The sequence below is a fragment of the Psychrobacter aestuarii genome (assembly GCF_904846035.1).
GTDB classification, from domain to species: Bacteria; Pseudomonadota; Gammaproteobacteria; order Pseudomonadales; family Moraxellaceae; genus Psychrobacter; species Psychrobacter aestuarii.
In genome coordinates this window covers 2327468-2341199 of the sequence record NZ_CAJGYT010000001.1, presented here as the reverse complement: position 1 = coordinate 2341199, position 13732 = coordinate 2327468, and the positions used below count along the sequence as shown (strand labels likewise).

Here is a 13732-nt window from a genome sequence, read left to right as displayed (position 1 = left end):
CCACTGCCGATTTTTTCTTTACTTTTTTTGCTTAAAAATAAAATACGACGGACTTTTCATGAGCGCTAACTCTACGACCAAACGCATTCTTACGGGTATCAAACCAACGGGCATTCCTCACCTTGGCAACTATGTGGGCGCGATTCGCCCTGCCATTCAGTCGATTCAAAACAGCGATGACGATGCCTTTTTCTTTCTTGCCGATTATCACAGCATCATTGGCTGCCATGACCCTGAGATGATTCATAATTCAACGAAGGCGATTGCCGCGACTTGGATTGCTTGTGGTCTTGATCCTGAGCGTGTGACCTTTTATCGTCAGTCAGACGTGCATGAGATTCCAGAGCTGTCATGGATTTTAAGCTCTTCTTGTGCCAAAGGTTTGATGAACCGCGCACATGCCTACAAAGCGGCGGTCGATGCCAATATGGAAAAACAAGACGTTGATGCTGATCAAGGCATCAACATGGGTCTGTTTGGCTATCCTGTACTGATGGCGGCAGATATTTTGATGTTTAACGCCACCCATGTGCCTGTTGGTCGTGACCAAATTCAACATATCGAGATGGCGCGTGATATCGCGGGCACCTTTAACCACCGTTATAAGCCCCTATTTACTGAGCCTGAAGCGGTCGTTGATGACAATACGCCACTGTTGACAGGGCTTGATGGGCGTAAGATGAGCAAAAGCTATAGCAACGTGATTCCACTCTTTGGGGAGTTTAATAGCCAAGCCGACCCTGAAAAAATGATGCGCAAAGCCATCATGAAAATCGTCACCAACTCGCAGCTGCCTGAAGAGCCAAAAGACCCTGACGCGTCAGCGATTTTTGAGATTTATAAAGCCTTTGCCACGTCTGAAGAAATCAGCGAGTTGCGCGCACAGTTTGCCGCAGGTATTGGCTGGGGCGATGCTAAAGAAAAGCTGTTCCAGCAAATCAATAACGAAATCGCACCTTTTCGCGCCCGTTATCAAGAGCTGATGGCGAACCCAAAAGAGCTGGAAGAAATTTTGCAAATGGGCGCGGATAAAGCACGCCGTCACAGCCGCAAGCAGCTCGATAAAACGCGCCGCGCGATTGGTATCCGTCCGCTGGCAAAGCTAAAGTAAACGGACGTATCAGTCATCGACCGTCTCGATACCATGTCTCAGCCTGTTTTGTCGCCTGCTATTACAGACAACCAACCTGCCGCATACGCTCCTGCGGCATTGCCTGTGCACATCTATCAAACGCCTGTCACCCAGCTGCCCGATGATTTGTACGTACCACCGCAGGCGTTTGCGATTTGGCTTGAGCAGTTTGCAGGACCTTTGGATTTTTTGCTGTATTTGGTCAAAAAGAACAATGTCGACTTGACACAGATGCCGATTCTGCCCATTACTGAGCAGTATCTGACTTATATCAATGGTCTCGATACTGAGCATTTTGAATTGGCAGGTGATTATCTGTTGATGGCATCGACCTTAATCGCTATCAAAACCGAACTGCTACTGCCAAAGCCCGAAACGCCGCACGATGAGCGCGACCCCAAAGCCGAGCTGATTGCGCGTTTAGAAACCTACGCGCAAATCAAAGAAGCCAGCGCGCGCTTGGACAACTTGCTGCGCCTTGAACGTGACGTGTTTTTGGCGTGGGTAAGTATGCCCTCTGCCGAGGCCATGGCGGCAGAACTGCCCAGCTATTCGCCCAACCTATTGATAGAAAGTCTGTTTAAAATGCAAATGAACCCGCAGCACCATATGCATACGATTAATAAAGATGCGGTACCGCTTGCCGACCGTATCGCCAGTATCAGCCGCCAACTGAGCACCGAAGGCACGCAGCGCTTTTACACGCTGCTGGACAAGTCGCAAGGTAAGATGGGCGTGGTGGTGAGCTTTGTCGCGGTGCTGGAGCTGATGAAGCGGCAGCTGGTCGGTATTGTTCCCACCAACGTGCCAGCAGACAGTGCTGCAGCATCTACAGATACCGCAACGCTCGACGCACAAACCTTAACGCTGGCTTGGCTGGCGTAATCTCTAGCTATTTTCACCCCATTTGTTACGAGTCACTCTCTCATGCCCTCCACCCTACCCGATGACGATACCCATGCCTTATCTGCTATCAGTAGCGATGACGCGCCGCAGCTATTGACCATAAGCCGTTATATTGAGGTCTTATTACACGCAACCGAAGCGCCGCTTACGGCCGCCAACCTAAAAAAAGCCTTGAATATTTCACAAAAACAATTCAATGCTGCTTTGGTCTTATTACAGGCACGTCTGAGCGAGGGCGTATTGGAGCTAAAAGTCACTGCCAGCGGCTATCGTCTGCAGATTCGCGACACTTACAGCCCATTGATTCAGCATGTGTTTCCACAGCGTCAAGAACGCTTAAGCCAAGCCTTATTAGAAACGATTAGCGTCATTGCTTATAAGCAGCCCGTAACCCGTAGCGATATTGAGCAAGTGCGCGGGGTTACGCTATCGAGCAATATTTTGCGTCAGCTGTTTGATAAAGGCTGGATTAAAGAGGACGGCTATAAAGACACTCTTGGGCAGCCAGCGCTACTACACACCACGCCGCAATTTTTGGATGCGTTTGGACTCAGCAGTTTGGATGAGTTGCCGCCGCTGCCAGATATGGTAGGGCTGACGTAAGTAAATATCTACCACCATAAAAAAAAGCGCCAACCTATTGGTCAGCGCTTTTTTATTGTTGGCTATGTTAATTAATAGCTCTGCCATTCCAAACCGACACCCGCACCAATATCGGTTGACTGGATATCAGAGTCGACTGCCCACAGGCGAGTAGACAGTTTTGTTTTGGGTTGCAGTTGATGCGTCCACTCGACGTCCATCACTTTAAGGGTATCTTCTTCTGGGTAGACGTTATTAATACCCTTGTCCGCTCTAGGAGACTGATTGACCTTGGCGTATTGCAATTTTGCGCGGACGAAGTTGTCCTCATTGAGCCATACCTTGCTACCTACGGCAACGCTTTCGGCATCGCCACCGAGTGCATGACCGAGTGGATAGCCTTGCTGGTAGTAGCCGTCTTCATAGGTTGCGTGGTCGTAAGAGACGCCGCGTGCCTCACCACTAGAGCGTGTATCGGTATATTCTGCATACACTTGATACGGCATACCATAAGCCATACCTGAATAATCTGCACCTGCAAGATACATGTTCTTCGCAGGCAGGCCACCTGCCTCATCCTCACCCACATACTGTCCGTAAACGCCCGCTGGCACATTTACCAAAGGCGCAAGGTCGACACGCGCATCAAAGCCGCCAATCTGGTTTGCAGGGTCTTCTTTACCTGTATCGCCATTGTCACGCAGACCCGTTAAGGCATCAAAAAAAGAGCTTGCACTCTCTGGACGACCGTCACCGCCCCACATGAAGGTACGCGAAGCACCAAGCTCTAGCCATGGCTGCGGACTGGCCGTTAAGCGCATACCAAACAGCTTGGCATCAGGCACCGCCTCATAGTCATCAAGCTGCCCTGCGAACAGCTGATATTGCCAAGGACCAACCCAAGACAGATAAGGCGACTTTGGCGCTTCTTGCGTATCGCGCTGCATGGTCAGCCCTGCTACAGGCAGACTGGCATCGCCACGAATCAAGCTGCCATCGTGCCCAGGTCCCCACCATGCAGGAATCTTACCCGCAATCAGCCACTGGTTGGCAGCCTTACCAGCAAGATAGGTACCCTCCAAACTGACATCGCTGTCATCATCGACCAAGTTATCATTTTTCACATTGGCTTGAATGTTAAATTCCCAGTCTTCTTCGCTAATACCCACGCCGCCAGACAGCTGCTGCCCTGCCAGATGATCATCAGCAAAGGTTTGCGGAAGCTGTTGACGATCACTTTGAATATAAGCATTCACATTGGCTTTAACCAAACCGTTTTTTTCTTTTGCTAAAACGCTTTGTACCTTTTGCAGCATCTGCGCTTGCTGCGGGGTCGCGGTCGTTGCCGAAGCTAAAGCGCGGTTGATTTCGTTGGTGGTTAAGGGCCAAGTGCTGGTACTGATATGAATCACCCCTTGCGAATTTAGCCAGTCAAGCTGAGATTTGAGCTGCATGTCATTCATGTGCAGATTTTGTGCTGAAGCATACAGAGACATCATGCCAAGCCCAACAAGAACGCTTAAACGTTTGTAGCGGCGCTGTGTATTCATAACGGGTTACTCACTAAGGTATCTAAAAGTGTTTCTATCATAGCGGATATCCTTATCGGTCACTACCGATAAGGAGGGCTTTGTTTGTTACGCTTGCTCAATTTGCGTCAAAACCGTATCCAAGGCTTCTACGGTTTTTTTAATCTCTGCCTCTGTCAATGTCGGATGCACTAAGAACATGAGGCTCGTCTCACCAAGCGCCTTGGCAACTGGCAGACGTTCTTTGGGACGCAGCGCTGTATCATCAAAGGCTTTTTCTAAATACACTTCCGACGCCGAACCTGAAAAACACGGCACGCCTTGCTCATTAATGGCTGCAATAATAGCATCTCGTGTCCAGCCTTTGGGTAGGTTTTCAGGCTTTACATAGACATAAAGCTTATAGTAAGCATGCTTGGCATCAGTAAAGTCGGCGCGCTCTTCTAGGCGGGGTACAGACATATAACCTTTTTCTGCCCAGCGTGTACATGCATCCAAAATTGCCTGCGCGTTTTGCGTGCGTTTTTGTGTCCAATCGCTCATTCGCGCCAACTGAATACGCCCGATTGCCGATTGCATCTCAGGCATACGCCAGTTGGTACCAAAGCTTTCATGCAGCCAGCGGTAGCCAGGTGGGTGCTCGGTTTCATAGACAGCGGCGTAGCTTTTGCCATGGTCTTTATACGCCCACATTTTGCGCCACAGGCTTTCATCATTGGTGGTAACCATACCGCCTTCACCGCCTGTGGTCATGATTTTGTCTTGGCAAAAGCTCCATGCGCCTACGTGACCGATACTGCCGACACTGCGTCCTTTGTAGGTTGCGCCATGTGCCTGCGCGCAATCTTCGATGACGTATAAGTCATGCGCGTCCGCCAATGCCATGATGCCATCCATGTCGCACGGCCAGCCAGCCAAATGCACGCAAATGACGGCTTTGGTCTTATCGGTCAATACGGCTTTGATGGTCTCAGGCGAGATGTTGCCAGTCTCGGCATCGACATCTGCAAATACAGGCGTCGCACCTGCATTGACCACACAAGAGATACTAGCAATAAAGGTGCGCGGCGTGACAATCACTTCATCACCCGCACCGATATCCAGCGCTTTTAATGCCACATCCAGTGCTAGGGTGCCATTAGCAACAGCTACTGCGTATTGGCTGTCTGCCCACGCTGCAAATTCTTTTTCAAACTCGCGCCCTTCTTGTCCTGTCCAGTAGTTGACTTTATTAGACAACAAAACAGCACTGACCTTGTCCGCCTCTTCTTGAGTAAAGCTCGGCCACGGTGAAAAAAATGAATTTAGCATAATATCCTCGATAAATAAGACGTTAGAAATAGTAAAGTTAATATATTAAGAAAAAACTGAGCGCATCTTAGCGCACCATGGGTCTGGCGGGGTTACCTATCATGACAGCGCCTGCGGGCACGCTCTTGGTGACGACAGCACCCATACCGATGACTGCGCCCTCACCGATGACTAAAGGTGTATCGGGCGTGCCTTGCTTTATCACGGCACCTGCACCGATATAGGCATGGTCATGGATATGAATGTTGCCGTTACAGCTGACACGCGGAGCAAAGGTCACATAGTCGCCAATGACGCAGTCATGCTCGGCATAGCTGTATAAATTGGCATGAAAGCATTTGCCGATACGCACATTTGCACCAATAGTCACAAAAGGGCTAAACGCTGCACCTGCTGCTATACTCACGTCATCCATAATGACGGTGCTGTCTGCTTGCACTGACCAGAGCGCAATAGCATCGGCAGCAAGTTTGGCTGCAATGCGCTCGCGTACTTGGCTATTGGCAATGGCTATTAGTACTGACTTGTCAGCGCTTAGTGCGACGAAATCTTGATAGTTCATCGCTGGATAGCCGTTGACCGTAGCAGGCTGCTCTAAGCCGTCGTCAATAAATACCAAACCTGCTGCGCTATCTGCCCGCATCACCGTCATTTTGGCAACAGGCATCAAGCTGCGACCACAACCCGATGCGCCATAAACCGCACATACCTTACGCATGGCTTGGCTCAGCTGCCATACTGCCAGTAAACTTTGGCATCGTTGCTTCACCCTCAGCAGAGATACCGTCTTTAATGACGACTTTTTTGACCGTTTTAGCCAAAATTTTGATATCCAGCCATAGTGATTGGTTCTCTACATACCATGCATCAAGCGCGAATTTTTCATCCCAGCCAATCGCATTACGCCCATTAACCTGCGCATAGCCTGTAATACCAGGACGCACGTGATGGCGACGTTTTTGCTCGTCATTGTATAGCGGCAGATATTCCATCAATAAGGGACGCGGCCCTACCAAGCTCATATCGCCTTTAATCACATTCCAAAGCTCAGGCAGCTCATCCAAGCTGCTGTCACGCAGACGCTTACCAAAATCGGTCAAGCGCTCGCTATCAGGCAGCACATTGCCATCAGCATCAACCGCATCTTTCATTGAGCGAAACTTGAGCATCTCAAACGGCTTACCATGCAAACCAGGACGAACCTGACGAAATAAGACAGGCGAGCCTAAATTCTTTTTTACTTTATAAGCGGTCACCGCATAGACAGGCGCTAAGACCACGAGCGCGCTGGACGCCGCTGCAATATCAAACAGTCGTTTTATCATTGTATTCCCATCTCCGTTAACATTATCTGGTTAACCGCATTGACGTCAAATTTATCCATCGCCATTTGGCGAGCAGCACGACCCATCTTAGCAATTAACTCAGGCTCATCGATAAATTTTTGCATGGCTTCAGCCAAGGCGTGCGCATCCTTGACGGGTACCAGATAGCCATTATGCCCATCAATGACCGTTTCTCGGCAACCTGGCGCATCGGTAGTGATAACCGCGCGACCCATGGCCATTGCTTCTAGCACAGTACGCGGCGTCCCCTCACGATAAGAGGGCAGCACATAAACCGAGCTGTCTGCAATGGCAGGCTTGACATCTGTAAGCTTGCCCAAAAAGTTAAACAGACCATCCTTAATCCAAGCATCCAGCTCACGCTGCTCAATCGCATCAGGATTGTCATCGACCCAGCCTACCAAATCAAACTGTATTTGCGGATGACGCGACTTGATAATGGCTGCCGCTTGAGCATACTCGCGTACCCCTTTTGCGCCAAGCAAACGCGCAATGAGTAAAAATCGCGGTACAGGCACGTCGTTTTCTGTCGGCAATGGCGCAACGCTGTATTCTGATACATTGACGCCTGAGCCATTGACCACCGTACTGGGTGTTGATGGTTTTAAAATGCCCATTTTTTTAAACAGCGCTTGGTCATCAGGATTTTGGAAAAAGACTTTCTCAGCTGTCATCAATGCTGCGGCATACAACTGATGCATCACTTTTTGTAAATTGGACTTTTTGTACCCTACCTCATCTGCCCCACTAAAGGCATAACCAAGCCCTGTGATCAGCGCAAAAATATGCGGCACACGGGCAAGCTTAGCCGCGAGCGAACCATAAATCACCGGTTTGATGGTATAGCCAAGCACATAATCAGGCTTAACTTTCGTCATCAAGCGATATAGCTCAACAATGGTTTTTAAGTCTTTTTTGGGATTGGTACCCGTACGCTGCATAGCAATGTCATGCACATAATAACCCAAACCTTTTAGCGCTTGGTGCTCATCAGGATAGTCGCCAAAGTCAGGCGCGGCGATATGCACTTCGAACCCTGCATCTTTGATAGCAGCAATGAGAGCGCCACGGAATTGTAAAATGGATGCAGGGTAACTGGCGATGATTAAGAATTTCATTAGACGGCTCTAGCTCTATTATTCATTTTATTTTGATAGAATGCGAAGATAAGTAGATATATCAATATAGGCATAAACATCCACTTTTGCCGCGTCGCAATACCCAAGTTCGGCGTGGTCAGTGCTAATATCGTACAGGTCAAAAAAGCATAGGTAAATAACCATAAATGCTTGCCTTGCAATAAGGTTTTTAATTTGAATTTAATTTTTAATAAAATATAAACGAATAAAAACAATAATACTGTATTTTCTAAACTGGTAACCAAGGATACAATATTATGCACATCAAATGGCAATGGTCTAAAAACATATGTGAACATCTGCATAGGATAGCTCATAGAAGCGATATCCAATGAAGACCCGCCACCTTGGTTCAGCCCTTGACGTCTATCAATATAGCTACTTACACTATCTATTGACGCGTCTTCTATACCAACATAACTTTGAACAAAATTGATTGAGAAAAACAAAGCGACTGCTATTACTGGTAATATTATGAGCTTAAACGTGACATGCACCCGAGCCTGAATAATGAAATATATGACATACGATATAAGCATCATCGCGGCAATATGCGGGCGTACCATGAAAACCAAAAAAAACGATAGGGGCAATAGTATTACTGCGCGCTTGCTCGCGACCAAAGCATATAGGAATAGACAGACTGCAAAGAAAGAGATGGCGTCTTTGCCAAGACCCGAGCTCCAAAAGCTCATGGATGGTATGAATAATATAAACAGCCAATAGTTAGGTAGTTCGATTAAATATTTTTTGATAGATAAATAAAGTAATACCAGCCCCATAGTACCTACCGCATTATACTGTAATGTGGCATTTAAATAATTCGCATCCAGACCTTTAGAGGAAATAGTAGTGAAGGCCTTTACAAAAGGACTGCCGGGATACAGTTCTATTTTATGACTGGCCAAAGAATGTAAATAATATTGAACAGCATCCCCACCACCTGTAAAGGTATAATAGCAATATACTACCGAAAATAAAGTATGCCATACGAAAAGTGCCGTTACTTTTGCGACATCGTGCTTTTTTTGGCAACCGACTGCATATACCAATGTATAACTTACAAAAAGGTATATAAAAGCCAGCATCCCTTGGTAAAAATCTAACCCAATACTGAGCATACTAGCTATCCAATAAGTTTTTTACAATTCTAAATTTGCCACTTTTTTCGGTAGCAATATCATCAACTACAATAATATCAATAGTCATGTTATCGCCGAATCGCTCTACCAATGCAGCTCTAAAACTTTCTTTTTGTTGTTGATTAAACTTATCACTGCAGACAACCAATACCTGTAATGCCTTAAGTTGATTCTGAATAACCTGAAACTTAATAATACCTTCAATATTTTTAGTACTATTACTGATGTTTCCAAGATTTACTTTTCCATGCGTTGGCGACAAGATATAATCTGACGTTCGTCCATCTATACGTTCGACTAATGGGAAAATTGAATTACAAGAGCAGGTTTCCTTAGAGTCTGCCAAAGTAATATTGTCACCTATCCGATAGCGAATCAATGGCGTACCATGGGTTGTGTATGATGTTACTAACAATTCACCACTTTGAGCTGGCTGCAAATTCTCATCTACTACTTCAAAAATACCTGTTAATGGATGAATATGTAAACGACCGTGCGTACATTCTAATATAAATGGCGCACCTTCAGAAGACGCATATTGATCAACCAATTGACAGCCCAACACACGCCCAATAACTTCACGATGCTTTGGCAACACTGTCTCAGCTGTAGGAAAAAACACTTTCACAGGTGTTGGCAATTGCAAACCCAGACTGTCTGCAATCTCGCATAGCTCATAAACACTAGACGGAAAGCCTACTATAAACTCTGGCTGAAACTTAACCAGCGACTGCCAGTACACATGAAAACTGTCTTGATTAATATGAAAAGTAGAATAGAAACGAATCTTATTAATAAAGTCATAATGCGAGCAGATATTATTTTGAATGTCATGCTCAGATATTAAATTTTTTCCAGAAAACCAAGCTGTCTTTCTACCTAAATGGTAGCCATGTTGCGCTCTAAAATGATCTAAAATAGCAAAACGCTCTTGCATATCTTTTTTTGTGTACACAACTTTCATAGATGCACCTGTCGTACCGCCCGTCAGGCTTACAATGCCATCCTTTTCTCTAATTGTCTTAATTTTATCAAAGTCATTAATAATATCTTGCTTCTCTAGGGGGATATTTTTTGTTAAATCTTTAATATTTAACTTGTTATACCAAGCCGATTTTCTTTTAACGTATTTGAAAAAAGATTTTTGTTTCTTTTTGATTTCTTTATCCAGTTGGCTAGCAGTGAAGCTTTCAACTTTAGCATAATATTCACGAATTTTTTTATATTCACCGCCATGACGAACTTTATACTGATATGTATTAAATAAAGAAATAGCAGAGCTCTGTACGAACATAGGCGTTTTTTTGATGAATTTTTCTTTTAAGGACATATTGACCTCCTAGCGGTACAGTGCTTCAAAATCATTGACAACTTTATCTAAAGTATAATTTTTCTCAATAGCTAATCGCGCTTTTTTAGCAACAGTCTCTAACTGTAAAGGCTCGGCATTCAACACATTGTGCTCAAGTGTTTTAGCAATATCTTGATAATCAGTCGACGGTATATGATAGCCACTATCGTTTAATATAATTTTTGCATCCCCTGCATCCGTACTCAGACATACTTTTTGCGTTGCCATTGCTTCACCTAATACATTAGGAAAGCCCTCTGTAATTGAGGTTAAGCAAAATACATCTATAGCGTTGTAAAAGACAGCGGTATCCTGTACTTGACCTAAAAATACAAAACTATCTTTGTATGAGTTATTGGCAAATAATCCCGCAATTTTAGGATTATCGAGATCAACATCACGACCGCCTAGAAACACTTTAAAACGATATCCTTTATCAAGCAACAGTAAACACGCCTTAATAAAATTGATATGATTTTTAGCAGGTGCAAAGCGCCCCATGTGACCAATTACCAGCTCTTCAGGAGATATATTGAGCTGTGTCCGCAATCTCTCTCTTTTTTGTTCATCAGGATAAAATAATGACAAATCAAAACCATTAGGAATGACGACCATTTTTTGATCATCGTACCCTATTGCAGCATGTACTTCTTTTGCTTTATTTGCAACACAAACGATAGAAGAAGGTATAAAGCTCGAAACGCCAGCACAAGCTTGGCGAATCACTTTTTTAGCAATACCACTATTGCTGTCTATCTCAGAGTTACGTATACCCCAAATAATATTTTTAACACCCAGTTTTTTGGCAGCCAGTCCGCCTATCAAGTCTGAATGGTACATCCATGTCTGTACCACATCAGGCTTTATATTTTTTAATAGCTTATATAAGCGCAAAGAGACTACTGGACTAGATAAGATAGAAGACATATTAAGTGTATGTACAGTTATGCCTTGCTCTTGCAAATCTTTACCAATAGACCCTAAATCCATTAAAGAAATGACTTCGTGCTGAAAGGTACCTTTTTTCTGACTTCTAAGCACTAAACGCTTAAGCATCAGCTCAGCACCACCAATATTTAAGCCTATGATGATATGCACTATTTTCATACTCATATACCTCACAACAGCTTTTGCGCTCTTGCTTCCCAAGTTAGACCTTTATTGAACTTATCTAGTACAACCTTACCATAGCCATCTCTGACCTTTTTATCTTTTAAGGTATCTATTGCGGCTACCCATTGCTCAATATCATCTGGATCACAAAATACTGCCCCATCTTCTCCAAGAAGCTCTTTTAGTACTGATAGATTAGAGGTAACTATTGCTTTGCCACTAGACATATATTCAACTATCTTTATAGGATTCATATATCTACTTGAATCCCCTTTACCTCCTGCAACCGCAACATTGTTAGCGCTATAAGGTGCTAGAAGTACGTCACACTGGTTTCTATAATAAGCTACCTTGGCATGCGGAATATTTCCATGGAAATAAATATTTTTAGTATCACCAATTTCTTTTTGCCACTCACTTACTTCTGACTGGCTACCACCGAATAAATGAAAATCTAAGTCTGCAAAGTATTCAGCAAGTTTGATAATTAGCTCTACACCACGTCCTTTATATAAACTCCCAAAATAACCTACATTAATTTTATCTTCAGCAAAAAAAGATGTTTTACTGATTTTATTCACTGATGCATCACTACCATTGTGAGCTACAACGATATCTTGGGAACCATAGAGACCATGTTCAATATACATGTCCTTCAGTGCTTGAGAATTCACTGTAATTTTATTCAGATGCTTTTTGTCTAAAATACTTTTAAAAAGAAAATAATCTAGTTTATTAAACTCCCAAACAGGACCATGTAAATCTATAGAAACTTTTTGTTGAGATAAACATAGTGTTGACAAGGAAGTTACTGAACGTCCTATAGCAATATCAGGATTCTGACGTCTAGAGTAATATGCTGCTTTTGCTGCATAAATAATATTCCCAGACTTGTTATTAGGTATATCGATTAAATGGATACTAAAAGGATACTGTATCCCATAAGCCTCTAACAGCTCATCTGTAGTATAGCCATTAGAAGAAGCAATAAGGCATATATCATGACCTAGTTTAGAATATGCTTCGCACATCTTCATCATGTGAATACTGCTTGCGGCCATCGAAGGAAACTTAGTTCGACAAGGCGCGATATAATGTATATTCATATAAAAACCAACATATTTTGTCTATTATTTACAGTTCTTGAATATTTATACCAGTAGACTTGTAGAAACTATAGACACTCTCAATAATATTCAATCTTGAAGGATCAATTCTTTTAGAATCCAGCTTAAATGCTCTACAAGTTATTTCTGGGAAAATCACATTGACGTTATTTAATACACTAGTGTATGCACCTGCTACTTCCTGTGGTGATTTATCGCACTGCATTATGTACAATTCTGCTATAGAGTTTGTGAAACTTAATTTAAAGCCAATATCTTCAGATATAACTTTTAATTTCTCTTCAGATTCATCTCTATGCGGAAAATAAACTAAATTTTTATCGCCATAAAACTTTTTTACTTCAGTTAAAAATTCTATTTCATATTCCAAGCTAATAATATTTGCTTCGCTATATTTGGATCCAAAATAAAACACTAAGTTTTTATCTTTTTTACTAAAAGTATTTATTTTTTTCTGCGATTCTTTGAAATATATTCTCTTTATATTCTTCTCATCTTTCGAGTGAAAGGCTGTCAGTAAAACAGCAGGCTTATCTAGCAGAAATTTATTAATATATTTTTTGTATATCAATCTAAAAACTATTTTCTTTATTTTGTTTTTGGGAAGAAAATTATCATGGGGATAATATTTATTATTTTTAATATATCTGTTTATAGTATTTATACTTGCTGCGCCGTCATCCATTATGAAAACATTATCAGCTTCAACTGCAACTTTAGCCAAATGCATGAATATAGATCTAAACTCCCCAAGATATAAATTATCTATATCATCATAAAAATCATTTCTTATACTATCTAACACTCTTCTTTGAAAAAAATTATTAGTAACAACATTTCTTATTTTCAGACCTACTATTATTTTTTTCTTGCTCCATTTCCTCTGGTTCAAAATATCTAAAATCTGATTGTCATTTTTCTTTCTATCACCATTAGAAAGTTTAATAATGATGAAATTTTCTTCATTAGTTTTATCTTTATCTAATGACACCTCTAAAGCACATAAAGCTTGTAATGGAGATTCAACAATATATAAATTTTTCAAAATTAGAAA

At 43.0% G+C, this 13732-nt stretch carries 13 protein-coding genes; 3 read left to right on the top strand and 10 right to left on the bottom strand.

All coding sequences use genetic code 11. From position 1 onward, the window contains the following. The first annotated feature begins 58 nt into the window (after positions 1–58). From JMW05_RS10070 to scpB, 3 genes are read left to right on the top strand one after another with little or no spacing between them, the layout of a single operon-like run. Positions 59–1111, top strand: a complete 1053-nt coding sequence (locus tag JMW05_RS10070; protein WP_201505129.1) for a tryptophan--tRNA ligase — start codon at positions 59–61, stop codon at positions 1109–1111. A gap of 33 nt (positions 1112–1144) precedes the next feature. Next, positions 1145–2017, top strand: coding sequence for a segregation and condensation protein A (locus JMW05_RS10065; protein WP_201505128.1), 873 nt, complete (start codon positions 1145–1147; stop codon positions 2015–2017). Between the two features lie 42 nt (positions 2018–2059). Next, the gene (gene scpB / locus JMW05_RS10060; protein ID WP_201505127.1) at positions 2060–2641 is read left to right on the top strand and encodes an SMC-Scp complex subunit ScpB; all 582 of its coding nucleotides are present in this window, start codon (positions 2060–2062) and stop codon (positions 2639–2641) included. A 71-nt stretch (positions 2642–2712) separates the two neighbouring features. On the opposite strand, the gene JMW05_RS10055 is transcribed toward scpB, so the two are convergent. The 10 genes from JMW05_RS10055 to JMW05_RS10010 all read right to left on the bottom strand — a co-directional run bounded on the left by JMW05_RS10055 (position 2713) and on the right by JMW05_RS10010 (position 13723). Further along, positions 2713–4170 (bottom strand): capsule assembly Wzi family protein, encoded by a 1458-nt coding sequence (locus JMW05_RS10055; protein WP_201505126.1) that lies wholly within the window; start codon positions 4168–4170, stop codon positions 2713–2715. 87 nt (positions 4171–4257) lie between these two features. Then, entirely contained in the window at positions 4258–5460 is a 1203-nt protein-coding gene (locus tag JMW05_RS10050) for a DegT/DnrJ/EryC1/StrS family aminotransferase (RefSeq protein ID WP_201505125.1), read from the bottom strand. 67 nt (positions 5461–5527) lie between these two features. Then, complete coding sequence (locus tag JMW05_RS10045) at positions 5528–6178, bottom strand: NeuD/PglB/VioB family sugar acetyltransferase (RefSeq protein ID WP_201505124.1); 651 nt, start codon at positions 6176–6178, stop codon at positions 5528–5530. Then, positions 6171–6785, bottom strand: a complete 615-nt coding sequence (locus JMW05_RS10040; protein ID WP_201505123.1) for a sugar transferase — start codon at positions 6783–6785, stop codon at positions 6171–6173. The genes JMW05_RS10045 and JMW05_RS10040 overlap by 8 nt, the downstream gene beginning before the upstream one ends. Beyond that, positions 6782–7924 (bottom strand): glycosyltransferase family 4 protein, encoded by a 1143-nt coding sequence (locus JMW05_RS10035; protein WP_201505122.1) that lies wholly within the window; start codon positions 7922–7924, stop codon positions 6782–6784. The genes JMW05_RS10040 and JMW05_RS10035 overlap by 4 nt, the downstream gene beginning before the upstream one ends. Continuing rightward, positions 7924–9066, bottom strand: coding sequence for a hypothetical protein (locus tag JMW05_RS10030; RefSeq protein WP_201505121.1), 1143 nt, complete (start codon positions 9064–9066; stop codon positions 7924–7926). Before JMW05_RS10030 ends, JMW05_RS10035 begins: the two co-directional genes overlap by 1 nt. A 1-nt stretch (position 9067) precedes the next feature. Next, positions 9068–10417 carry a phenylacetate--CoA ligase family protein gene (locus JMW05_RS10025; protein WP_201505120.1) on the bottom strand — a complete coding sequence of 450 codons (1350 nt, stop codon included), beginning with the start codon at positions 10415–10417 and terminating at the stop codon, positions 9068–9070. A gap of 9 nt (positions 10418–10426) precedes the next feature. After that, positions 10427–11545, bottom strand: a complete 1119-nt coding sequence (locus JMW05_RS10020; protein WP_227691504.1) for a glycosyltransferase — start codon at positions 11543–11545, stop codon at positions 10427–10429. Between the two features lie 11 nt (positions 11546–11556). Beyond that, entirely contained in the window at positions 11557–12591 is a 1035-nt protein-coding gene (locus JMW05_RS10015) for a glycosyltransferase family 4 protein (protein WP_201505118.1), read from the bottom strand. A gap of 94 nt (positions 12592–12685) precedes the next feature. Continuing rightward, positions 12686–13723: a hypothetical protein gene (locus tag JMW05_RS10010; protein ID WP_201505117.1), complete on the bottom strand. Its 1038-nt coding sequence runs from the start codon at positions 13721–13723 to the stop codon at positions 12686–12688. Positions 13724–13732: the final 9 nt, after the last annotated feature.